The following is a 23,046-nucleotide window of genomic DNA, read 5'->3' as shown; positions in this document are numbered from 1 at the left end:
ATGGAGTTTTTCCTGCAAACGCCCGCATGGGCGGCAGTCCAGCGTTCCCTGGGACGCCGTGTCCACGAGCAGTCCGGGCCCGGCTGGAGTTTCCTCGCCGTTGAGGAAAAGAACCCTGCCGGCAAGGTTATCTATGCTCCCTATGGCCCCGTGGCGGAGTCCGTGGAGGCTTTCGACGCCGCCACGGCGGCCCTGGTTGCCCTGGCTAAGACCGAGAGTGCGGTGTTCGTGCGGATGGAACCCGCTGCGGCGGGGTTTACAGCGTCCGACGCCGGACCTCTCCTGCGCGCCCGCGGCTTGCAGCCGGCGCCGGTCAACCAGCAGCCGGAGCTGAGTTGGGTCGTAGATCTGGAAGGCGACTTCAAGGACGTGTTGGCCGGGATGAAGCCCACCAACCGGAACCTTTACAGGAACATCCACAAGAAGGGCGTGACGTTCCGCGCATCCCAAGATCCGGCGGACATCAAGATCCTTCTGCACTTCCTCCACCTGACGGCTGCCCGGAACGGCTTCAAACCGCAGAGCGACGAGTATCTCACCCAGGTAGCCGCTTCCCTGTTGCCCAATGGGGCGGGAACGCTGTTCATTGCCGAGCTTGAGGGCGAGCCGATCGCGGCTGCCTTCGCCTACGACTCCGCTGATACCCGTGTCTACGCCCACGCTGCCCTGGACGATACCCATCGCAAGCTCAGTGCGGGCATTCCCCTCCTGGTGACCCTGATGGCCGATGCCAAGGAGAAGGGCCTCAAACACGTGGACCTTTGGGGCGTGGCTCCCGAGGACCAGCCGGACCACAAATGGGCGGGCTTCACGGCCTTCAAGAAGTCCTTCGGCGGCCGCGAAGTCTCCTACCCCGGCACCTGGGACCTCCCGGTCAACAAACTGCGCTATGGCGCCTACCAGCTGGCCAGAAAACTCCGCGACAAGCTCCGCTAGGACCACATCAGCCTCTCAACAGCGCGAAGCCGGGAGCCGCTGCTCCCACCGCATCCAAACAGCGAAAAGCGCCCCATCGCGGGAGCGGCATCAAATCGACGAGGTACGAGGAGATAGCCGCAGAGCGATGGGGCGCTTTCCGCGTCAAAGACGCGACTGCAATGGAGGGGTTACGGCTTGCGCGCGTAAGTCTCCCACTTGGATGCGTGGTGCTCGGCCTCCACGAAGCGGACCGTTCCGGACTTGGAGCGCATCACGATCGACTGGGTCAGCACGCGGTCCTTCTGGTAGCGGACCCCGTGCAGGAGGTCGCCGTCGGTGATGCCGGTTGCTGCGAAGTAGCAGTTGTCGGAGGTGACGAGGTCGTTGGTGGAGAGGACGCGGTCGAGGTCGTGTCCGGCGTCGATGGCCTTCTGCTTTTCGTCGTCCGAGGTGGGCCACAGACGGCCCTGGATGACGCCGCCGAGGGACTTGATGGCGCAGGCGGTGACAATGCCTTCCGGGGTACCGCCAATGCCCATGAGGGCGTCGACGCCGGTGCCGGAGCGTGCTGCCGCGATGGCACCCGCAACGTCACCGTCCATGATGAACTTGGTGCGTGCACCGGCTTCGCGGATTTCTTCCACGAGGGGGCGGTGGCGGTCGCGGTCCAGGATCATGACGTTGAGCTGGTTGACCTTGACGCCCTTGGCTTTGGCGATGAGGTGCAGGTTTTGCTTGACGGGCAGGCGAAGATCCACCATGTCGGCGGCTTCGGGGCCGGTAACGAGCTTCTCCATGTAGAACACGGCGGAGGGATCGAACATGGAGCCACGCTCAGCTACTGCCAGCACCGCGAGGGCGTTGTTGATGCCGAGGGCGGTCAGGCGGGTACCGTCGATGGGGTCGACGGCGACGTCACATTCGGGACCGGTGCCGTCGCCAACCTGCTCGCCGTTGAACAGCATGGGGGCTTCATCTTTTTCGCCTTCACCGATGACCACAACGCCGTTGAAGTGGACGGTTTGAAGGAATGAACGCATGGCATCGACGGCGGCGCCGTCGGCCTTGTTTTTGTCACCGAAACCTACCCAGTGGCCGCCGGCAATTGCCGCAGCTTCGGTAACGCGGACGAGTTCAAGCGCAAGGTTGCGGTCGGGTTCGTCGAGGCCGACGGCGAGCGACGGCGAAATCGTGGAATACTGCTGGGTCATTGGTGCAGGAGACACTTGAACCTCTTCTTCGAGTGACGATTCACGGGACCGGACATGGTTGCACGGGGCAACCCGGGGTTCCTCTATCAACGATCATAGTCGCCGAGTGGCCCGGGAGTCGTTGGATGACCACAGCCCCCGGCACCTGTGGTGAGGTTACCGGATGTGTGTTCCCTGCCCGGATAAGGGATCATGGAGGGGTGAGTGAAACGCAGGACAGGCCCGCAGCAGAGAACCCATCCGAGGCTGCAGCGGCCAATCCCACCGATGCCCAGGCAGCCCCGGATGCCCCCTATAAACCCGTCATTGCGGCGAAAGCTGCCAAGCGGGCCAACGCTTCTGTCATCGGCATGGTCATTGCGTTGCTGGTTTGTGTCCTGGCTTTTCTTCCCATCGTTTTGATGAACCCGGCGCCCAAGGGCGAGGGTTTCCGGCCTGATGTTGACGTCGCGGCCATCGCCCGCAACGCCACAGGTGTGGCGGGATTCACACCCGTCACCCCGGACGTCGGCGACACATTCAAACCCAATTACGCCCGGTGGGAGTCCGGCACTGGAAGCGGCGTGCCTACCTGGGAGATCGGGTTCCTCACTCCCAAGGAAAATTTCATTGGCCTCACCCAGACCAATCAGGCGAACCCCACGTGGGTTTTGCAGCAGACAGAGAACCTCCCTGTGACCGGAACCCGTAACGCTGGTGGCCAGGAGTGGGAACTGCGGGACTCCGGCAAAGAAAAGCGGAGCATGGTCCTGGAGTATCGCGGCACCACCATCGTCCTGAGCGGCACGGCTAAGCTCGATGAGTTCGCAACCCTGGCCGCCGCCGTCGTGAAGTCCGCAGAGCAGGCACCGCCTGCCAGCGTTCCGGCTACCGCAACGTCGTCTCCGCAGCCCTCCGCCTGAGAAGCCGTCCGGTTTATCACGCGCAACACTTTCACCGACTGCGGTGTCCGCGTCGTAAAGTAAGGCTCGTGCCTACTTACCTGACTCCAGCCCTGGCGTGGCGCCGTCTCCGCGAGGGCAACGAACGTTTTGTTTCCGGCGAATCCCTGCACCCCAACCAGGATGCTTCGCGACGCTCTTCTCTGATTGAGAACCAGAACCCGTTTGCCGTGATCTTCGGCTGCTCGGATTCCCGGCTCGCTGCAGAGATCATTTTTGACCTTGGCCTCGGTGACGCCTTCGTGGTGCGCACCGCCGGCCAGGTTATTGACGATGCCGTCCTGGGTTCACTCGAATACAGCATCAGCGAACTCCGTGTTCCATTGATCGTCATCCTCGGCCATGACAGCTGCGGTGCGGTCAAGGCCACCAAGTCGGCCGTGGAAACGGGCGAGATGCCTCCGGGCTTTATCCGCGACCTCGTGGAGCGCATTACACCGTCGGTCCTGACGGCCAGGCGCAATAACCAGGACGACGTCAACGACATGGTGGTGGAGCACGTGAAGCAGACCGCTGCCCGCCTGGCTGACAGCTCACGTGTGATTTCGGACGCCATCGACGACGGCCGCGTTGCCGTGATCGGCCTGTCCTACAAGCTGGACGAAGGCCGCGCGGCCCTCGTTTCCGGGATCGGCAAGCTCTAGGAGGACGTGCTCCGGCCTCAGGGCCGGAGCACGTAGCACTCCCCTCCGGGTTTTCTGTGAGGCGTCCAATCGCCATAAGCTAGCCCCATGACTTCCACCACTGAGTTCCGTATTGAACATGACACGATGGGCGAAGTTCGCGTCCCCGTGAACGCCCTGTACCGCGCCCAGACGCAGCGTGCTGTGGAGAACTTCCCGATCTCCGGCAAGACGCTTGAGCGCACACACATTGAGGCCCTGGCCCGCGTGAAGAAGGCAGCTGCACTGGCGAACGCCGAACTGGGGGTGCTCGATGGTGAGCTCGCCGAGGCTATCGCTGCCGCTGCCGATGAGGTTGCCACCGGTAAGTACGACGGCGACTTCCCGATTGACGTCTTCCAGACCGGCTCGGGCACTTCTTCGAACATGAACACCAACGAGGTCATCGCCGAGCTTGCATCGCGCGCCCTCGCGTCCGCCGGGAGCGACAAAGTTGTCCACCCGAACGACCATGTGAATGCCTCGCAGTCCTCCAACGACGTCTTCCCCACGTCCGTGCACGTTGCCGCCACCTCGGCCCTGATCAACGACCTCATCCCGGCCCTGGAATACCTGGCAGCGTCCTTGGACCGCAAGGCAGTTGAGTTCAAGGACGTCGTGAAGTCCGGCCGCACGCACCTCATGGACGCCACGCCGGTCATGCTGGGCCAGGAGTTCGGCGGCTACGCCGCCCAGGTCCGCTACGGCATTGAGCGCATCAACGCAGCACTCCCCCGCGTTGCTGAGGTCCCCCTCGGCGGAACCGCCGTGGGCACGGGCATCAACACCCCGGCCGGGTTCCCGGAGCGTGTGATCGAACTGCTGGCAGCTGACACCGGCCTGCCGCTGACCGAGGCCCGCGACCACTTCGAAGCACAGGCTAACCGCGATGGCCTGATCGAGGGTTCCAGCCAGCTGCGCAACATCGCGATCTCTTTCATGAAGATCAACAACGACCTCCGCTGGATGGGCTCCGGCCCCAATACCGGCCTTGGCGAAATCGCCATTCCGGACCTCCAGCCGGGCTCGTCCATCATGCCGGGCAAGGTCAACCCGGTCATCTGCGAAGCGTCCATCATGGTCTGCGCGCAGGTGATCGGCAACGACACCGCCATCGCCTGGTCCGGCACCAACGGCGCCTTTGAGCTCAACGTCGGCATCCCCGTCATGGCCGCCAACCTGCTCGAGTCCATCCGCCTGCTGGCCAACACCAGCCGCGTCATGGCCGACAAGATGATCGACGGCATCACCGCCAACGTGGAGCGCGCACGCTTCCTGGCCGAGGCTTCCCCGTCCATCGTGACCCCGCTGAACAAGTACATCGGGTACGAGAACGCTGCCAAGATCGCCAAGATCGCCGTCAAGGAAGGCCTCACCATCCGCCAGGCCACCGAGAAGCTCGGCTTCGTCGGCGAGGGCGAAGGTAAGGTCACCGAAGCAGAGCTGGACAAGGCCCTGGACGTCACCACCATGACTGCCCCGGCCCACAAGGCCTAGCCCTAAGGTTCAATACCTGAAGCACGACGACGGCCGGTACCTTCCGCACGGAAGGTGCCGGCCGTCGTCGTACCCGGAGTTTTTGTACAGCTAACGCCCCTAAGACGCCCCCTATGGGTCATTAGCTGTACAAAAACTTCACCCTCTTTTTGCACTATTTGGATAAGAGTGCAAAACTTTACTTTGTGAGCAATAGTGCAAATATCGACGGCGGCCTCCGCGAGCGCAAGCGGGCTGCCACGCGGACGGCGATCACCGCCGTCGCGCGTTCCATGACCGCTGAGCATGGCCTCAACGGTTTTACGGTTGAGGAAGTTTGCGAGGCGGCGGGGATTTCGCGCCGGACCTTCTTCAACTACTTCCATTCCAAAGAAGACGCCGTGATCGGCTCATTTTCGGATGAGTTGCCGACGGATGCGCTCGAAGTATTCAACCAGAACACTTCCCGCACTCCGGACAGCATTTCCGGAACCCTTCTTGCTGCGCTGCATGTCCTCACAGTGACCCTGATGGAGCGCTCCTCCATCAGCCGCGCAGAGGTTCAGCAGTTCATCGCGGCCATCACTGCCGAGCCGCAGCTCCTGGCGCGGCTCACTCTTGAAGGTGAGGCCCGCGAGCGCCAATTTGCGGAGCTGGTCGCGGCCCGTGAGGGCCTGGACCCTGATCATCCCGAAGTCATGACGGCAACGGTGTTATTCGGGGCAGTATCCAAGAAGACCGCGCAGCAGTTCTTCTCGGAGGACAACGAGCGCCCCTACCGCGGGATCCTCGAACAGAACCTCAACGCCGCACGCAAACTCTTTGCCCAGCCGCTGGCCACGAACCACCAACTGGGCCCCAACCCCCTTGAATCCTCGAAGGACCCCGCATGAGTACACTCTCCAAGGCAGCTGAACCTCTGCTGTTGACCCAGAAGCGAATCTGGATCATCTTCTCGGCACTGATTGCAGGCATGCTGCTGTCCAGCCTCGACCAGACCATCGTCTCCACTGCCATGCCGACGATCGTGGGCAAGCTGGGCGGCGTTGAGCACCAGGCGTGGATCACCACGGCCTATCTCCTGGCAACCACCATCGTGATGCCCATTTACGGCAAGTTCGGTGACATCCTGGGCCGGCGAAACCTGTTCCTTGTAGCTATTGCCCTGTTTACGCTTGCGTCCGTAGGCTGCGCGTTTGCCACCGATTTTTGGGGCTTCGTCATCTTCCGCGCCATTCAGGGCCTGGGCGGCGGCGGACTCATGATCCTTTCGCAGGCCATCATCGCTGACATCGTTCCGGCCAAAGAACGCGGCAAGTACATGGGCCCGTTGGGCGCCATCTTTGGCCTCTCCGCCGTGGCCGGACCCCTGCTGGGTGGGTTCTTTGTGGACCACCTGACCTGGGAATGGGCTTTCTACATCAACATCCCCATCGGCATCGCCGCGTTCATCACCGCCTGGTTCACCCTGACGCTGCCTAACAAGAAGGCCGAGAAGAAGATCGACATCCTCGGTGTCCTGTTCCTCTCCGCTGCCACCACGTGCCTCATTTTCTTCACCGACTTTGGTGGCAAGAAGGATGAGGGCTGGGACTCGCCCCTTACATGGGCGTTTGGCGCCGGCATGGTCCTGGCTGCGGTTCTCTTTGTGATGGTCGAGCGTCGCGCCGAGGACCCCATCATTCCGCTGAGCCTGTTCAAGAACCCCATTTTCATTAACGCAACGGCCATCGGCTTCACGCTGGGCCTGGGCATGTTCGCGGCCATCGCCTTCGTTCCTACGTTCCTGCAGATGTCATCCGGAACCTCCGCTGCCGAATCCGGCCTGCTGATGCTGCCCATGATGGTTGGCCTGATGGGCACGTCCATCTACTCCGGCATCCGCATTTCCAAAACCGGCAAGTACAAGATGTACCCCATCCTGGGTGCAGCGCTCACCATCGCTGCCATGCTGTGGCTGACCACGCTCACGGCGGCAACCCCCATCTGGGTTATCTGCGTTCAGCTCTTCATCTTCGGCGCGGGCCTTGGACTGATCATGCAGGTCATCGTCCTGGTGGTGCAGAACTCTGTTCCGGCGGACCAGATCGGTACGGCTACCAGTACCAACAACTACTTCCGTGAAGTAGGCGCTTCACTGGGCGTGGCCGTCTTCGGAGCAATCTTCACCAACCGCTTGGCGGAGTCCCTCACTGAGGCCTTCACAGGGGCCGGGGCCTCTGCCGAGCAGGCCTCGCAGTCCACCAGCACGCTGGACCCCCAGGCCTTGGCACAGATGCCTGAACAGCTGCGCGATGCGATCGTCAACGCCTATGCCAATTCACTGGCACCGGTGTTCTGGTACCTGGTTCCGTTCATCGCCATCGCGCTGATCCTGGCCATTACTCTGAAGCAGATCCCCCTCTCCGATACCGCCGGCATGGTGGCACGTGGCGAGGCTGTGGGCGGGGACGAAGCTGACCGTCTGGAGGCACAGCGACTGGAGACTGCGCGTTTGGAAGCCGATCTGGCGGCGTCGGAGGGATTCGACAAGGATCGTGCTGACGCGGGACACCAGTAACGCTAGTCCTCCACTTGGTACGCCACGGGGCCTTCGGGCTCCGTGGCGAGCCTGATGGCCTCAAGGTTTCCGGCGCTCATGTCCGGAAGCTCGTCCAACGCGAACCACCCCACTGCCAGTGATTCGTCATCGTTGACCTGCGCCTCGCCGGAGATGTACCGGCACCGGAACGTGATGTCCAGGAAGTCGCACACGTCGCCGTTGGGGAAGGTCACCGGCCCCACAACTCCGACGCCGATGATGCGCTCAGTCTCGGCCACCACCGCTGTTTCCTCGAAGATTTCCCGCACGAGCCCGGGTGCAGGATGCTCTCCCGGTTCCAGCATTCCGGTGATGAGCGTCCAATGGCCGTTGTCGGCGCGTTGACCCAACAACACCCTGCCATCGTCATCAAACACCACTCCCCGCACGGCCGGCAGCCAGAGGGGGTCGTTACCGATCTTCTCCCGTAATCTGAGCACGAACTCGGGTGCACCCATGGTGTCAGTTTTCCTTCAATTCGATGGTGGCCTTGCCTAAAGCATGACCCAGCACGGTTAACACCGAGAAGACGGGGAGCGTTGCAATTTGGCCGCAGTTAGCCCGGAACGAGCGCTTGCATGGTTTCACGCTGGAAGGATCAGCATTGCGGCAGCCGCGCCTGCCAGCATGAACGGGCCGAACGGGATGGCCGAGCTCAGCGTGCCTCGCCGGGCCACCAGGATACCCAGGCTCCACAGCCCTCCCAACAGGAAGGCCGCGAACGTCCCCGCAAAAATGTGGCTCCATCCCAGGTAGCCCAGATAGAGGCCCAGCACTCCGGCCAGCTTCACGTCGCCGAAGCCCATCCCCGGCGGGTGAACGAGCCGCAGCACGAAGTAGAAGAGCCAGAGCACGGCACCGCCGGCAATCACACCCAGGCCGGGCACACCAAAGAGCACAGCCGCCGATGCGCCCTCCGTGGGTGCATCGGCGAAGTACGCCAGCAGGGCCGCAGCCAGCAAGAGCGTCCCGGCGACCGCATAGGCCGGGAACACGATGCGATCGGGCAACAAGTGGCTCCGGACATCTATCACCGTCAACCGCACTGCCGTGACCACGAAGTACACGCACGCGGCCACCACCAGCCAAAAGCCGAGCGGGCTGTCCGTCCAGAGGTCTGAGAGTCGTCGAATCACCTTCGGATGCTATCCCGCTTTGGCCGTCCGGCCCGCTTGAACGCTTGGGTAAACTGTGGATATGGGGCGCTATAGTGCAGCAGGACCGGATTTTGACTTGTCCTCCACGTTCCGCAATCTTTGCCGTTCTTCGCCGTGGAAGTGGACCAGCCTCCGCTTCGAGTACCTTGAACGGTCCGCGCCCAAGGCCACCTTGGTCCGGGCATGGCTCAGGCGCCCGGGTGCACTGCGCCTCGAAACCCCGGACGGCCAACTTCTGCACAGCACCACCGGCATCAACGACTCCCGGGATGATCTTTACGTCAGTTCCACGCGCCGTTCGTGGCTTCTGCCGGCTCATCTTGTGACGCCCGTTTATGACGACGCCGGCCTCGTCCGCCGGCGTCCCGAGGCCGCCTACGGGGAACCCTCCTTTGGGAATGGCCGCCTCGCCGCCGCGCTGGATCCCGTGGAACTTGCCGGCAAGGCACCGGTCCCCCTGGAATTCCCGGACACCAACCCCGTCTTCCTCGAGCAACCCCGCGAGGTGGACCATGAGGGCCGGCTGGCCCTGGAAACCATCGTCACGCCCAGCCGCACGTACGTCCCCTCGGACCCAACGGAACCCTTGGCACACCCCGGCCGGACCATGATCAGGATCGACACCGCCACCGGCGTTTGCGTCGCCAGTGAAAGCCTGGACGGAGACTCCGCAGGCAAGGGCCACTGGCTCAGGATCCTTGCCGTGGACGAGTACATGCTGGACGACCTTTTCCTGGCGGAATCGATGAACCTCACGGACGTCCGGCGCCACATCTCCTGGGACATAGGCCCCGCCGCCTAAGAGCCACACGCCATCCGCGCTAAGCTACGGCGATGACATCGCTGGCAGAAATATGGCCCCCGTTCGGACTCACCCTCACCACCCCGAGGCTGACCCTCCGTCCCGTTCTGGACGACGACATCCCGGCCGCCGTGGCTGCGGCCCGCTCCGGCGTGCACCGACCCGGCAAGAGCCCATTCAGCGTGCCGTGGGCAGAACTTCCAGAGGACGAGCTCGCCCCGAACATGGCCCAGTGGTACTGGCGCTGCCGGGCGAACTTCACGCCTGAGTCTTGGACCCTCCTCCTAGGAGTCTGGAACGACGATGAGCTCCTGGGCGTCCAAGACATCGGTGCCAAGAACTTCAACACCCTCAAAACAGTCAGCACGGGCTCATGGCTCAAGGAGTCCGCACAGGGCCAGGGCTTCGCCAAGGACATGCGTGCCGCCGTCGTCAGCTACGCCTTCGATTACCTGAATGCGGAAGTAGCCGCCTCCGAGGCAGCCGTCTGGAACCAACAATCTCTGGGCGTCTCCACCGCTTTGGGCTACGAATTCAACGGCATCTTCCGCGATGGCTGGGGCGAAAAAGTGGAAGAAGTCCAAAGGGTCCGCCTCACCCCCACCACCTTCAAACGCCCCACCTGGACCGTCACAGTCCAAGGCCACGAAGCCTTTTCCCAATATATAGCCATCTAGCAACTTCCGGCGGCGCGCCTGACAAGGCGAAGGCCAGGCATCCGGCAGCGTGCGTCAAAAGCGAGGAACGAGCTAGCACGCAGAGGATGTCTGGCCTTCGCCGTAGGTGGGCAAAGCGTCGATGGGGTTAGATTTCAGCCCCTTCGAGCAGTTCCGTGACCAGGGCCGCAATAGGCGACCTCTCGGACCGGGTCAGCGTGATGTGCCCGAACAGCGGGTGGCCCTTGAGCGTCTCCACTACGGCTGCGACGCCGTCATGCCGCCCAACGCGGAGGTTATCGCGCTGGGCGACGTCATGGGTGAGGACAATCTTGGAGTTTTGTCCGATGCGGCTCATGACGGTCAGAAGCACATTCTTCTCCAGTGACTGGGCTTCATCCACGATCACGAAGGCATCGTGCAGGGATCGTCCGCGGATGTGGGTCAGTGGCAGGACTTCGAGCATGCCCCGGTCCATGACTTCTTCCACGACTTCCTGGCTGACCAATGCCCCGAGGGTGTCGAACACGGCCTGCGCCCACGGGTTCATCTTTTCCGATTCGGAGCCGGGGAGGTAGCCGAGTTCCTGGCCGCCTACCGCGTAAAGGGGACGGAACACCACCACTTTGCGGTGTTCCTGGCGTTCCAGGACGGCTTCCAGGCCCGCGCAGAGGGCTAGTGCGGACTTGCCGGTGCCTGCGCGGCCACCGATGGAGACGATGCCCACGGCGGGGTCCATGAGGAGATCGATGGCCAACCGTTGTTCTGCTGAACGTCCGTGGAGTCCGAAGACGTCACGGTCGCCTTTGACGAGCCGGACCTGCTTGTCTGCCCCAACCCGGCCCAGCGCGGAGCCGCGGTTGGAGAGGAGAACGAGTCCTGTGTTGACGGGCAGTTCCGCGGCTGCGGGGATAAAAGCTGGTTCGTGGCCGTAGAGGGTAGTGATTTCTTCCTCGGTGGCGTCCACTTCGGCCATGCCCGTCCAGCCGGAGTCTTTGACGAGTTCGTTGCGGTACTCGTCAGCTTGAAGTCCCATGGCAGAGGCTTTGACGCGCATGGGGAGGTCTTTGGACACGACGGTTACGTTGTGGCCCTCGTTGGCCAGGTTCTTGGCGACAGCCAGGATGCGGCTGTCGTTGTCTCCCCCACGGAATCCTGCGGGCAACACTTCCGGGGAGATGTGGTTCATTTCCACCCTGAGCATTCCGCCGTCTTTGCCGATGGGGATGGAATGGTCCAGTCCGCCGTGTTCGATTCTGAGGTCATCCAGGAGCCTCAGCGCTTTCCGGGCAAAGTAGCCCAGTTCGGGGTCGTGGCGTTTCCCTTCCAGTTCGCTGATGACCACGATGGGGACAATCACCTCGTGTTCGGCGAAGCGCAACAGTGCGTGTGGATCGGATAGCAGGACGGACGTATCGATCACGTAGCTGCGGCCTGTGGCGGATGGTGTGGTCCGCCCTTGTGGTGAGACCCGCTTGGCGCGAGAGGTAGCTGCACTTTCCCCGTCGGAAACCATTGCGGGCAGTTGCTCAGAAATAGCCACATCGACTCCAGCCCCGGGCAGTTCGCCCGGCCTAATGGTGAAGCGGCTCGGCCGGAAGGCCGGGCGTGGCCTCCCATGTAACTGGTGCGATAGTCCGCTCCATATACTGGCCTCCCCGATCAGCGGGCGGTTTTGCCTGCTGATGGGATTAACGTAATCCTCAGCACATTCATTTCCGCAATCCACGCCCGGCAAGTCGCATGTCCGACTCGTTAAATTTTGGTAAACCGGGGTCGCTTACGCGCCGAACCGCCGCTGGCGCCCGGCATAGTCCCTGAGCGCACGGAGAAAATCGACCTTCCGGAAGGCCGGCCAGAGAGCTTCGCAGAAGTAAAACTCGCTGTAGGCGCTTTGCCACATGAGGAAGCCTGAGAGCCGCTGCTCGCCTGAGGTTCGGATCACGAGGTCCGGATCGGGTTGGCCGCGGGTGTAGAGGAACCTGGAGATGTCGTCCACCGAAAGGTCATTTGCGACGTCGGACATGCTGCGTCCTTTGGCGTCGGCGTCGTGCAGGAGTTCGCGTACGGCGTCGACGATTTCGCGGCGGCCGCCGTAGCCCACGGCCACGTTCACGTGGATTTTTTCGTGGACGGGGGTGCGGGCGGTGAGTTTGTTGAGGCGCTCGGCCAGGTAATCCGGGAGGAGTTCCGGTGCGCCCATGGCGTGGACGGAGACGTCTTCGTCTTCGTCAAGGCGGTCCATGGTGTTGGCGATGATGCCCATGAGCAGGTCCAGTTCTTCGCCGGAGCGGCTCATGTTGTCCGTGGAGAGCATGTAGAGGGTGACTACCTTGACGCCGAGTTCCTGGCACCAGCCGAGGAACTCGTGGATCTTGTCGGCCCCAGCCTGGTGTCCTTGGCTGGTGGGCGCATTGAACTGCCGGGCCCACCGACGGTTTCCATCCACCATGACGCCGATATGCCGCGGGATTCTGTCTTGCTTGAGGGAACGCAGTAGCTTGCGCTCGTAGAAGCCATAGAGGAAACCGGGCAGCTCCACCGGACTCACCTGACTTCCTTACTTGTACGACGACGGCGCACATCCAAGGCTACCGTCCCCAGCTGCCGCCCCGGTGCAGTCGCCAGTCAAATTCGGCCCGCTCTTTGTTACCAGTGGGTAACTTACCGAAACGTAAGTTATTCTTGTCCCATGGCTGAGATCCTCGAAACCAAGCCCCTTTGGCGTGGCTGGATCCACGCCGTCGCCGCTCCCTTCGCACTCGCTGCAGGGATAATCCTGGTGACCGTCGCCCCTACCCCGGACCGCAAGATCACGTCAGCCATTTACGCGTTGACGGGCTTTCTGCTGTTTGGCGTCAGCGCCGTTTACCACCGCGGAAACTGGTCACCCAAGGTCCGGATGCTGCTCAAGCGACTGGACCACACCAACATCATGCTGGTGATCGCTGGTAGCTACACGCCTCTAGCGTGGTCCCTCCTGGAACGCTCACAGGCCGTGACCCTGCTGTGGCTGGTGTGGTCCGGAGCCATAGTTGGCGTTCTCTTCCGCATTCTGTGGACGCACGCTCCCCGCTGGCTCTATGTTCCGGTCTATATTGCCTTGGGCTGCGGAGCTTTGTTCTATCTGCCCCAGTTCTTCACTGCCAACGCCCCTGCAGCGATTCTCATTTGCGTGGGCGGCGCGCTGTACATTGCCGGCGCTGTCTTTTACGCCATCAAGAGACCGAACTTCAGTGCCCGGCACTTCGGCTTCCACGAGCTCTTCCATGCCTTCACGGTGCTGGCATTCGCCGCGCACTTCGTGGCGATCATGATGGCAGTGCTGAGCTAGGCCTGCTGCGCGCCCTGGCTCGCTGCTTCAGTCCCCTGGAGCCGGATTCAGCGGCCTCGAGGGCCGCTTTCGCCGCTCTCCTCAGCCGAGCTGCCGGCGTCGTCTCCAGCTTCGGCAGCCAGGCGCGCTTCCTCAACCTGTGCGCGGTAGCGGACCCGCCGAATCCTGCGAACCATGTCCACAATCAAAAACGTGGTCAGAATCACAATGAAGGCCGTGAGGACGAAGCCCCACGTACCGGGCGTCACCTGATCCTCGGACAGGCCAGGCCGCAGCGTGCCCGTGGGATCAGGCGACGGAGTGACGGTCAGGGCAAGAATCAAGTGATGCACTTTCAAACCTTCTATGGGAGCTGATGCGTGCCGACTGGCAGCGCGTGGCCGGTAAGCCGGCTGGTCACACAGTAATTTCTACGAGCGATAGAAACTACCGGCTTTCCTATCTTATCCCCGCGAACAGGTCCTTTTCCGGCAGCTCTGAAGGGACCCGGGACTTGATCAGGGTGTAGTCCTCCCATGGCCACGTCGACCGCTGCAGATCCGGTGACACTGCGAAGAAGAAGCCGAGGGGGTCGATCTGGGTCCTGTGTGCACGGAGAGCGTCATCCCGGGCCTCAAAGAAATCACCGCATTCAACCTGGGTGGTGGTCCGGTGCCCTGCCTCCGGTGCAGTGTGGCCTTCTGCGTCGGTTTCCAGCCACGCAGCCAGCCGCTCGGCGTAGGGAGATTGCAGGCCCGCTGCTTCCAACGCAAAATGCAGCGCACGGAACCGATCCGGGCTGAAGGCGCGGTCGTAGTAGAGCTTGCTGGGCGCCCATGGCTCACCCACGCCGGGATAGCGCCCGGCATCGCCAGCGGCCTCAAAAGCTTCCACGGCAACCTTGTGGGCCATGATGTGGTCCGGGTGCGGGTAACCACCGTTTTCGTCATAGCTGAGGATGACGTGCGGCTTGAAGTTACGCACCAGCCGCACCAAGGGCGCAGTGGCGCGCTCCAGCGGCTGCAAGGCAAAGCAACCGGGCGGCAGCGGCGGGAGGGGGTCACCTTCGGGAAGGCCCGAGTCCACAAAGCCCAGCCAACGCTGCTGGATTCCCAGTACGGCGGCTGCGTTTGCCATCTCGATGCGACGGGCGCCGGCCATGTCCCGCTTGGGGTGGGGGGCCTCTTCCATGGCGGGGTTCTGGATGTCTCCGCGCGAGCCATCCGTGCAGGTGGCAACCATGACGTCCACTCCGGCAGCGGCGTACATCGCCATGGTTGCAGCGCCCTTGCTGGACTCATCGTCCGGGTGGGCGTGGACGGCGAGCAGCCGGAGCTGCTGGTCGGAACTGCTGGACGCTGTCACGTGACGGCTCCTCTTTCATGGATCGAGCTTGGGGGCGGTGATGGGGCGCCGGGATCGGCACTAAACTGGATGGGTGACTTCAGAGGACCTATCGGCCACCCGAGTACCGGCAAGCTCCAGCCTAGCCAATCGTTACGGCGGTCAAAAGCGCGCCATGACGCGCAAGACCAAGCGGAACATCGTCATCGCCGCCTTGGTCCTGGGGATTGGGTTCGCCGCCTACGTGGCAACGGGCTCCGCGCAGGCCCCGGTCACGTTCAAGGACATTGGGTACAGCACGGTGGACGACACCCAGGCAGAGGTTGATTACCAGGTCACAAAGTACCCCGGAGCTACAGCCAAATGTGCCATCAAGGCCTTGGATTCGAAGTTCGCGGTGGTGGGCTGGAAGGTAGTGGAAATCGGGCCCAACGATCCCCAGGATGATCCCGACGGCGGCAGCACCACCGCGCAGCGAACTGTCCTAAGGACCGAGTCCCCGGCCGTCTCGGGAGTGGTGGACAACTGCTGGATCGAGGACAGCGGCAAATAGCATCTCGTGTGAGCCAGGACTCAACCGGTTTGGGTTCGTCCAAAGGATTTACTACAATGGATGAAACCTTCACCCCGTTAAGTTGGTTACTGAGTATCACGAGTGGCCACCTCGGCGGGGTCTTTTTGCATTGTCAGATCTAGAGGAGAAATCCGTGTCTACCACCAACAGCGCCACTGCAGCTTGGCTCACCCAGGAAGCATTCGATCGCTTGACGGCTGAGCTGGACCACCTTTCCGGCGCTGGCCGGGCGGATATTGTCCAGAAGATCGAAGCTGCCCGCCAGGAAGGCGACCTCAAGGAAAACGGCGGCTACCACGCAGCCAAAGAGGAGCAGGGCAAGATCGAGGCACGTATCCGCCAGCTCACCGCCCTTCTGCGCGACGCCCATGTGGGCGAGGCCCCGGCAGATGACGGAATCGTTGAGCCCGGCATGCTGGTTATTGCCCGCATCGCCGGTGACGAAGAGAAGTTCCTTTTGGGTTCGCGTGAAATCGCCGGTGACTCGGACATTGACGTCTTCAGCGAGAAATCGCCCCTGGGCGCAGCGATCATCGGACACAAGGAGGGCGACAAGCTCAGCTACATCGCTCCCAACGGTAAGGAAATTCCGGTGGAGATCGTTTCGGCCAAGCCGTACGCAGGCTAAGCGGCGGCTCACCCGGCCTGAAAACACGACGCCGGCCCACCCCTTTTCGGGGCGGGCCGGCGTTTTTCGTGTGCTCACCCAACTGGTCGTCGTGCGCTCACCCAACTGAGTAGGGGCACACGGGTGGGGGCGGTTGGGTTAGTGGCGGTTGGGTTAGAGTACGGCGGGCTTGGGCTTGGGACGCAGCAGGATAGCAGCAACGACGCCGCCTATTGCCCCGCCGAGGTGCGCCTGCCAGGAGATGTAACCCATGACCGTGGGAAGCACGCCGAAGAGGATGCTGCCGTAGGCCATGAACAGCACCACGGAGAGCAGGATTTGCCACCAGCTGCGGTTGAAGAATCCACGCACCAGCAAGAACGCGAAGAACCCGAACACCAGTCCGGATGCCCCCACGGTCACCCCTCCCCCGCCGATCAGCCACACCGCCAGCCCTGACCCGAGCCAGCTGAATGCCAACGCCGTGATGAACACGCGGATGCCGGACAGGAACACCAGGAAGCCGAAGATGATCAGCGGCAGCGTGTTGGACAACAGGTGGTTAAAGTTGGCGTGCAGCAGCGGAAAGGTCAGGATGTCCAGTACCCCGTCAATGGAGCGGGAGCGCAGACCAAAGGTGGAGTTCAGTCCGTGGCGCATCAAGGTATTGAGGATCTCTATGACGTAGAGCAGGACAACGAAGCCGCCCATAAAGAGCAGGCCGCCTTTCGCCCGCCCGGCCAAAGATTCGCGCGCCTCTTCCTTTGATTCCTCAGGCATTCCAAGCACCATGGGCGCCCCTTCCGTCAGTGCACCACGATCGGCTGGAAGCCCTCGGCCCGCAGTGCACCGAGAACCTGCTCGCCGTGTTCGTGGCCTTTGGTTTCCAGGTTGATAGTGATGGAGACGTCCCCCATGCTGATGGAACCACCCAAACGGGTGTGGTCCAGGCCGGTGACGTTGGCATCGTTTTCAGCGATGATGCGGGCTATGGTGGCCAACGAACCCGGCCGGTCATCGAGCATCATGCGGACCGTCATGAAACGGCCTGCGGCCGAGAGACCGCGCTGGATGACTTTGAGCATGAGCATGGGATCGATGTTGCCGCCGGAAAGCACGACGGCGGTGTTCCCCGGGTTGTCGATCTTGCCGTCCATCAGTGCGGCTACTCCGACCGCCCCGGCTGGCTCCACCACCATCTTGGCGCGCTCGAGGAGGAAGATCAGGGCACGGGCGAGCGAGTCCTCGCTCACGGTGACTACGTCGTCAACAAGCTCGCGGATGATGCTGAAGGGCAGTTGCCCCGGACGTCCTACCGCAATGCCGTCGGCCATGGTGGTGACCTTTTTCAGTGGCACCAGGGCATCGGCGGCAAGTGAGGGCGGGTAGGCGGCGGCGTTTTCTGCTTGTACGCCGATCACCCTGATCTCGCGGCCAAGTTCCTTGGCCCTGGCCTTGATGGCCACAGCTACGCCTGCCAGCAGCCCGCCGCCGCCAACACCCATGAGGATGGTGTCTACGTTGGGGATCTGGTCCAGGATTTCGAGCCCGATGGTGCCCTGTCCGGCAACAACATCCACGTTGTCAAAGGGGTGGACAAACACTGCGCCTGTCTCGTTGGCGTAGCGTTGCGCTTCCGCCAAGGCCTCATCCACGTTGTGGCCGTGCAGGACCACCTCGGCGCCGTGGCTCCTGGTGGCCGCCAGCTTGGGCAGGGCCACACCCAGGGGCATGTAAATGCGGGCATTGATGCCCAGGCTCTTGGCCGCCACTGCTACACCTTGGGCGTGGTTACCGGCTGAGGCCGCCACGACGCCGCGCTTCTTTTCCTCGTCCGTCAGGCGCGCCATGCGCACGTAGGCGCCGCGAACCTTGAAGGAGCCTGCGCGCTGCAGGTTCTCACACTTGAAAAAGACGTTGCCGCCCACGAGGCTGCCCAGCGCACGGGACGACTCCACAGGAGTCTTGGTAATAATGCCCTCGAGGAGCTCCTGCGCCTTGAGGACATCGTCCAGCGTGACGGGCAGGGTTTCGAGGGTATTCACTGACTATTCTCCTTTGTTGGTGTCGGCTTGAGGCTCCTCAACAGAGGCGCTCCCCGAAGCCTTGGTCTTGCCGGTGACGCCTTTGGCGAGGCGCGATTCGGGCCGTGGGAGGTGGACCTCCTTGAAGTTGGCATCACTGTCCGGCCCCGCCGAAGCGGCAGCCGGCTGGAGTTCCACACCGCCCAATCCTTCATCATGTTCCCACGTCCGGCCCGCAATGTAGCGAACTGCCGTGTTTACTACGGCGAGCAACGGAACCGCGAACAGGGCTCCGGGGATACCGGCCAGGTACGATCCGGCGGCAACTGAGAGGATCACTGCCACCGGATGAAGTGCCACGGCCTTGCCCATCACCAGGGGCTGCAGGATGTGGCTTTCAAGCTGCTGCACCACCAGCACGATTGCCAGCATGATCAGTGCGTTGATGGGCCCGTTGGCCACGAGGGCGAGCAGGACCGCGATGGCACCGGTCACCAAGGCACCCACCACCGGAATGAACGAGCCGATGAACACCAGCACCGCCAAGGGCAGGGCCAACGGGACCTGGATGATGGCTGCGCCGACGCCGATGCCCACAGCATCCACGAACGCGACGAACATTTGAATACGCACGTAGCTGACCATGGACGTCCAGCCCCGGCGCCCGGCGCCGTCAGTGGCCCTCCGTGCGCTCCTGGGCAGGAGCCGGACCATGAAGGCCCAGATCCGGGGTCCCTCCAGGAGGAAGAAGATAAGTATGAACAGTGCAAGGACAAGACCGGCCGCGAAGTGACCGGCGGTGCTGCCGAAGGACAACGCACCGCTGAGGATGCTGCTGCTGTTGTTCTGGAGAGCGTCCGCGCCGTCGGAAATGTACTGGTCAATCTGGTCTGCGGTCAGGTGCAGCGGCCCATCGGCCAACCACGTCTGAATCTGCTGGATGCCTGCCAGCGCCTCCTGCCAGAGGGCACCAAAGCCTGTCACCAGTTGCCTGCCAACCAGCGCGAGGGCACCGCCGATCACGCCAATGAAGCCCAGCACTGTGATGGCAACCGCTCCCCCGTTGGGTACCTTGCGGTTGCGCAGCCACTTCACTACCGGGTGCAGCAAGCCGGCCAACAGCGCAGCAACCATCACCGGGATAATGAGGAAGCTAACTTTACCCAGCAGCCAGACAAGGGCGCCGATCATGAGCAGGATCAGACCGGCCCGCCAGGACCAGGCTGCTGCAATGCGCACCCCATACGGGATGTCTTCGGCAATTTGGCGGTCAGAACGTGTTTTGGCGTCCGGTGTTGGCGTCATGAACCCATAATTCCGCAGGGCGCGCCGTAAGGGAAACCGGCTCTCACTTCCGGGACATTTCCAAGCCCGTCGGAGCCATTCCCAGGCTTTTCCGAGTCCAGGGAGCTATAGGGATGCTGCGATTCCCCAACGCATGGTGAATGCCTCGCCGGGTGCCAACCAGCGGAGGCCATCACCGCTGTTGAAGGCGTTGGCCGGCCCGGTCATGGGTTCAAGGGCAACGGCTTTGGAACGGCCCGGGAAGGTGTCGGTGACGAAGACGTGAACATACTGGCAGTTTTCGTCCTGCTCCAGGCTCACACTGCGGCCATCCGGTGCGGTCAGCGTATGGCGCGCCGAGCCGCCGTCGAACGCCAGGTCAGTCAAGGCGACGTCCACCAGCAGGCCGCCTACTCGGGCACCACCGGAGAGGTCGTACTCACCGTCCGCAGGCGCGGTGCTGCGCGGAATGAGGCGCTCGTCCGCCACCAGCCGGGTGGCAGCCCGGACGGTCAGGACCAGGTCCTCGGGGGCTACATCGCCGATCCGCAGGTACGGGTGCGCGCCCAAGACGAAGGGGGCATTGCTTTGGGAATCGTTGATCAGCGTCTGGGAGACGCGGAGATCAAGGTTCTGGTCCAGTTCGTAGCGCACCTTGTGCCGCACCAGGAACGGGTAGCCGTGCTGGGGAAATACTGTGGCTTCCAGCGTCACGAAGAACTCGGATTCGTCCACCAGCACGTACCCGGTGTTGCGCAAGAGTCCGTGGCTGGCGTTGTTGCGTGAGGCCTCGGTGATGTCCAGTTGCTGCTTCTTGCCGTCCAGGTACCAGATCCCGTCCTCTACCCTGTTGGCCCACGGCGCCAGGGTGATACCCGTGGCACCGGGGGCAATGTGGTCGTCGCCGTAGCTTTCAGTCAGCTCGACGCCGCCACGGGAGTAGAGTCGCAGGCCGGCGGCGAGCTCGGTAATGACGGCGAGAGCATCGCCCCGGCGGAGCTCGAACTGTCGGCCCGTGGCGAAGCGGCGGGACTCGGACTGATGGGCGTTATCGGCTGGCGACGGGGAGACAGACATGGCAATACCGTACTGCATTGCCTGACCTTCACGGCGAGATGAATGTTAGCTTTTGTTAGAAACTATGCGTTTTTGGTCACTTGTGAAATACTGAACCTATGAGCCGCATCACCAGCACCCGCCTCGCGGACAGCCGAGAGCTGATCTACTTCGACGACCCCGGAACGCCGGAGCGAACACCGGATTCCCTGGTGGACCACCGCGAGCTTCCTGCCCGTGGCGAGCCAGGCGAGGTGCGCTACGACGCTTTGTCCGGTGACTGGGTGGCGGTAGCTGCCCACCGCCAAACCCGTACGCACCTTCCCCCTGCTGATCAGTGCCCCATCTGCCCCACCACGGCTGCTAACCCTTCGGAAATCCCGGCATCGGACTATGACGTGGTGGTGTTCGAGAACCGCTTCCCTTCATTGGGTCCGGCCGTGGGTGATATCCCCCCGCTTCCTGCACCCGGGCACTCCGGCCACAGCCTCAAGGGCCCGGCGTACGGCCGCTGCGAGGTTGTCGCCTTCACACCTCAGCACACCGGCTCCTTCGCTGAACTGGGCGAAACACGTGCGCGTACGGTCATCGAAGCGTGGGCCCAACGCACTGAAACTCTGAGCGCCCTCCCCGGCATCAAGCAGGTGTTCCCGTTCGAGAACCGCGGCGCGGACATCGGCGTCACCTTGCACCACCCGCACGGCCAAATTTACGCTTACCCCTACGTGACCCCCCGCGCCGCCCAGCTCGGTGCGGTAGCGCGAAAGTACTACGACGACGTCGACGCGAAGGAAACGCTCGGGGCCTCCCTCCTCAAGGCCGAACGTGAGGACGGCAGCCGCATGGTCCTGGAGGCCAAGCACTTCAGCGCCTATGTGCCGTTCGCTGCGCGCTGGCCTTTGGAAGTCCACCTCGTTCCGCACCGCAGCGTCCCGGATCTTGCCGCGTTGACGGGCGAAGAACGCGATGAGCTCTCGCACGTCTACTTGGACCTGTTGAAGCGGCTCGACGCCCTCTACCCCACCCCCATGCCGTACATCTCTGCCTGGCACCAGGCACCCTTGGACCCTGCCCTTCGCCCTGCAGGCCAACTGCACTTGCAGCTCACCTCTCCCCGCCGTGCTGCCGATAAGCTGAAGTACCTGGCCGGTTCCGAGGCCGCCATGGGCGCGTTCATCAACGACACCACCCCCGAGGCAGTGGCGGAACGGCTGCGTAGCGTCGCCGCACAACCTTCGACTATGACTCTGGAAGGCACACGAGCATGACCACCACTACCGAGACCAGCGTCCTCGCCGCCCGCTTCCAGGAAACGTTCGGCGCAGCTGCCGACGGCGTGTGGCAGGCACCGGGACGGGTTAACCTCATCGGCGAACATACGGACTACAACGAGGGCTTTGTGCTGCCCTTCGCTATCGACAAGACAGCAAAGGTGGCCTTGCGCGTCCGAGACGACTCGAAGGTGCGCATGCTGTCCACCTTCGGCGGCCACGGAATCGTGGAAGCCGACCTGGCGGACTCGGAACCCGGGTCAGGTGAAGGGTGGTCACGCTACCCCCTCGGCGTCGCTTGGGCGCTCAAGGAACGTGGCGTCACGGTGCCTGGCTTTGACCTCCTGCTCGACTCCGATGTTCCCTCCGGCGCTGGTTTGTCTTCCTCCCACGCAATCGAGTGCGCCGTCATCTCGGCCCTCAACGAGTTGACTGGCGCCGGTCTGGCTGCCGAAGACCTGGTGCTCGTTACCCAGCGCGCCGAAAATGTGTTCGTAGGCGCGCCTACGGGCATCATGGACCAGTCGGCTTCCCTGCGTGGCGCCAAGGGGCACGCCGTTTTCCTGGACTGCCGCGACCAGCATGTGGAGCTGGTCCGGTTCGACGCAGAAGCGTCCGGCCTGGTCCTGTTGGTCATTGACACCAAGGTGTCGCATTCACACGCCGACGGCGGTTACGCCTCCCGGCGCGCGTCCTGCGAGTTGGGTGCCGAGATCCTTGGCGTCAAGGCACTGCGCGACGTCGGCATGGAGCGTTTGGAGGAAGCCTCCGGGTTGCTGGACGAGACGACCCTCCGGAGAGTCCGCCACGTGGTCACCGAAAATGATCGCGTACTTCAGACAGTGGAAACCCTGGACTCCCAGGGCCCTGCCGCGATTGGTGCACTGCTGGATGCCAGCCATGTCTCCATGCGCGACGATTTTGAGATCTCATGCCCGGAACTCGACCTCGCCGTGGACACATCCCGGGCCAACGGCGCCATCGGTGCACGCATGACCGGCGGCGGCTTTGGCGGATCAGCCATCGCACTGACTCCGGTGGGCCAAGAGCAGCAGGTTCGCGACGCCGTCGTGCGTTCTTTCGCGGAGGCGGGCTTCACCGCACCTGACATCTTCACCGTTACCCCGGCAGAAGGCGCCCTGCGCCTCGCCTGACGCGTTCAGTTCCAC

The 23,046-nt window shown here is 62.9% G+C and carries 24 protein-coding genes; 13 read left to right on the top strand and 11 right to left on the bottom strand.

All coding sequences use genetic code 11. The features are described from left to right. On the top strand, window positions 1-936 hold the full coding sequence (locus LDN70_RS06410; RefSeq protein ID WP_223942083.1) for a lipid II:glycine glycyltransferase FemX: 936 nt from the start codon (window positions 1-3) through the stop codon (window positions 934-936). Window positions 937-1,106: 170 nt separating this feature from the next. On the opposite strand, the gene glpX is transcribed toward LDN70_RS06410, so the two are convergent. Then, on the bottom strand, window positions 1,107-2,129 hold the full coding sequence (gene glpX, locus LDN70_RS06405; protein WP_187697249.1) for a class II fructose-bisphosphatase: 1,023 nt from the start codon (window positions 2,127-2,129) through the stop codon (window positions 1,107-1,109). A 200-nt stretch (window positions 2,130-2,329) separates the two neighbouring features. Between glpX and LDN70_RS06400 the strand changes: the two genes are divergently transcribed. The 5 genes from LDN70_RS06400 to LDN70_RS06380 all read left to right on the top strand — a co-directional run bounded on the left by LDN70_RS06400 (window position 2,330) and on the right by LDN70_RS06380 (window position 7,768). After that, window positions 2,330-3,031, top strand: a complete 702-nt coding sequence (locus tag LDN70_RS06400; RefSeq protein WP_223942082.1) for a DUF4245 domain-containing protein — start codon at window positions 2,330-2,332, stop codon at window positions 3,029-3,031. Window positions 3,032-3,099: 68 nt separating this feature from the next. Beyond that, window positions 3,100-3,714, top strand: a complete 615-nt coding sequence (locus tag LDN70_RS06395) for a carbonic anhydrase (RefSeq protein WP_142939872.1) — start codon at window positions 3,100-3,102, stop codon at window positions 3,712-3,714. Between the two features lie 87 nt (window positions 3,715-3,801). Further along, window positions 3,802-5,229: a class II fumarate hydratase gene (locus LDN70_RS06390; protein WP_142939873.1), complete on the top strand. Its 1,428-nt coding sequence runs from the start codon at window positions 3,802-3,804 to the stop codon at window positions 5,227-5,229. Window positions 5,230-5,414: 185 nt separating this feature from the next. Then, window positions 5,415-6,101, top strand: a complete 687-nt coding sequence (locus LDN70_RS06385) for a TetR/AcrR family transcriptional regulator (RefSeq protein ID WP_142939874.1) — start codon at window positions 5,415-5,417, stop codon at window positions 6,099-6,101. Then, window positions 6,098-7,768, top strand: a complete 1,671-nt coding sequence (locus LDN70_RS06380) for an MDR family MFS transporter (protein ID WP_166841439.1) — start codon at window positions 6,098-6,100, stop codon at window positions 7,766-7,768. The genes LDN70_RS06385 and LDN70_RS06380 overlap by 4 nt, the downstream gene beginning before the upstream one ends. Before the next feature lie 2 nt (window positions 7,769-7,770). Here LDN70_RS06380 and LDN70_RS06375 read toward each other — a convergent pair whose 3' ends face one another. Together LDN70_RS06375 and LDN70_RS06370 are read right to left on the bottom strand one after the other, a co-directional pair. Further along, entirely contained in the window at window positions 7,771-8,247 is a 477-nt protein-coding gene (locus LDN70_RS06375) for an NUDIX hydrolase (protein WP_142939876.1), read from the bottom strand. A 126-nt stretch (window positions 8,248-8,373) separates the two neighbouring features. Beyond that, window positions 8,374-8,925, bottom strand: a complete 552-nt coding sequence (locus tag LDN70_RS06370; RefSeq protein WP_166841440.1) for a prepilin peptidase — start codon at window positions 8,923-8,925, stop codon at window positions 8,374-8,376. 61 nt (window positions 8,926-8,986) lie between these two features. On the opposite strand from LDN70_RS06370, the gene LDN70_RS06365 reads away from it, so the two are divergent. Both LDN70_RS06365 and LDN70_RS06360 read left to right on the top strand, forming a co-directional pair. Next, on the top strand, window positions 8,987-9,748 hold the full coding sequence (locus tag LDN70_RS06365; RefSeq protein ID WP_166841441.1) for a hypothetical protein: 762 nt from the start codon (window positions 8,987-8,989) through the stop codon (window positions 9,746-9,748). 32 nt (window positions 9,749-9,780) lie between these two features. Beyond that, a complete protein-coding gene (locus LDN70_RS06360) occupies window positions 9,781-10,425 on the top strand; it encodes a GNAT family N-acetyltransferase (RefSeq protein ID WP_223942081.1) in 645 nt (214 codons plus the stop codon). 127 nt (window positions 10,426-10,552) lie between these two features. On the opposite strand, the gene phoH2 is transcribed toward LDN70_RS06360, so the two are convergent. After that, on the bottom strand, window positions 10,553-11,947 hold the full coding sequence (phoH2, locus tag LDN70_RS06355) for an RNA 5'-3' helicase PhoH2 (protein ID WP_142939880.1): 1,395 nt from the start codon (window positions 11,945-11,947) through the stop codon (window positions 10,553-10,555). A 237-nt stretch (window positions 11,948-12,184) separates the two neighbouring features. After that, window positions 12,185-12,946, bottom strand: a complete 762-nt coding sequence (locus LDN70_RS06350; RefSeq protein ID WP_223942606.1) for an isoprenyl transferase — start codon at window positions 12,944-12,946, stop codon at window positions 12,185-12,187. A gap of 150 nt (window positions 12,947-13,096) precedes the next feature. Between LDN70_RS06350 and trhA the strand changes: the two genes are divergently transcribed. After that, the gene (gene trhA, locus LDN70_RS06345; RefSeq protein WP_223942080.1) at window positions 13,097-13,738 is read left to right on the top strand and encodes a PAQR family membrane homeostasis protein TrhA; all 642 of its coding nucleotides are present in this window, start codon (window positions 13,097-13,099) and stop codon (window positions 13,736-13,738) included. A 47-nt stretch (window positions 13,739-13,785) separates the two neighbouring features. On the opposite strand, the gene LDN70_RS06340 is transcribed toward trhA, so the two are convergent. Continuing rightward, window positions 13,786-14,070 (bottom strand): hypothetical protein, encoded by a 285-nt coding sequence (locus LDN70_RS06340; RefSeq protein WP_166841444.1) that lies wholly within the window; start codon window positions 14,068-14,070, stop codon window positions 13,786-13,788. 106 nt (window positions 14,071-14,176) lie between these two features. Continuing rightward, window positions 14,177-15,082 carry a mycothiol conjugate amidase Mca gene (gene mca, locus LDN70_RS06335; RefSeq protein ID WP_223942079.1) on the bottom strand — a complete coding sequence of 302 codons (906 nt, stop codon included), beginning with the start codon at window positions 15,080-15,082 and terminating at the stop codon, window positions 14,177-14,179. Between the two features lie 73 nt (window positions 15,083-15,155). Between mca and LDN70_RS06330 the strand changes: the two genes are divergently transcribed. Together LDN70_RS06330 and greA are read left to right on the top strand one after the other, a co-directional pair. Continuing rightward, window positions 15,156-15,614 (top strand): DUF4307 domain-containing protein, encoded by a 459-nt coding sequence (locus LDN70_RS06330; RefSeq protein ID WP_223942078.1) that lies wholly within the window; start codon window positions 15,156-15,158, stop codon window positions 15,612-15,614. A gap of 154 nt (window positions 15,615-15,768) precedes the next feature. Continuing rightward, complete coding sequence (greA, locus tag LDN70_RS06325; RefSeq protein WP_142939885.1) at window positions 15,769-16,263, top strand: transcription elongation factor GreA; 495 nt, start codon at window positions 15,769-15,771, stop codon at window positions 16,261-16,263. A gap of 153 nt (window positions 16,264-16,416) precedes the next feature. Here the strand turns inward: greA and LDN70_RS06320 are convergent, their stop codons facing one another. The 4 genes from LDN70_RS06320 to LDN70_RS06305 all read right to left on the bottom strand — a co-directional run bounded on the left by LDN70_RS06320 (window position 16,417) and on the right by LDN70_RS06305 (window position 20,627). Further along, a complete protein-coding gene (locus tag LDN70_RS06320; protein ID WP_142939886.1) occupies window positions 16,417-17,034 on the bottom strand; it encodes a rhomboid family intramembrane serine protease in 618 nt (205 codons plus the stop codon). A 14-nt stretch (window positions 17,035-17,048) separates the two neighbouring features. After that, window positions 17,049-18,287 carry a threonine ammonia-lyase gene (gene ilvA / locus LDN70_RS06315; protein ID WP_142939887.1) on the bottom strand — a complete coding sequence of 413 codons (1,239 nt, stop codon included), beginning with the start codon at window positions 18,285-18,287 and terminating at the stop codon, window positions 17,049-17,051. Window positions 18,288-18,290: 3 nt separating this feature from the next. Then, window positions 18,291-19,571, bottom strand: coding sequence for an AI-2E family transporter (locus LDN70_RS06310; protein WP_142939888.1), 1,281 nt, complete (start codon window positions 19,569-19,571; stop codon window positions 18,291-18,293). A 105-nt stretch (window positions 19,572-19,676) separates the two neighbouring features. Further along, window positions 19,677-20,627: an aldose 1-epimerase family protein gene (locus LDN70_RS06305; protein WP_223942077.1), complete on the bottom strand. Its 951-nt coding sequence runs from the start codon at window positions 20,625-20,627 to the stop codon at window positions 19,677-19,679. Window positions 20,628-20,725: 98 nt separating this feature from the next. Between LDN70_RS06305 and galT the strand changes: the two genes are divergently transcribed. Then, a complete protein-coding gene (gene galT / locus LDN70_RS06300; protein WP_142939890.1) occupies window positions 20,726-21,874 on the top strand; it encodes a galactose-1-phosphate uridylyltransferase in 1,149 nt (382 codons plus the stop codon). After that, the gene (gene galK / locus LDN70_RS06295; protein WP_223942076.1) at window positions 21,871-23,031 is read left to right on the top strand and encodes a galactokinase; all 1,161 of its coding nucleotides are present in this window, start codon (window positions 21,871-21,873) and stop codon (window positions 23,029-23,031) included. The genes galT and galK overlap by 4 nt, the downstream gene beginning before the upstream one ends. Window positions 23,032-23,046 lie beyond the last annotated feature (15 nt).

The organism is Arthrobacter sp. StoSoilB22, assembly GCF_019977315.1.
Classification (GTDB): Bacteria; Actinomycetota; Actinomycetes; order Actinomycetales; family Micrococcaceae; genus Arthrobacter.
Note: the sequence above shows the minus strand (reverse complement) of the source record. Positions and strands in the feature narration are given on the sequence as shown.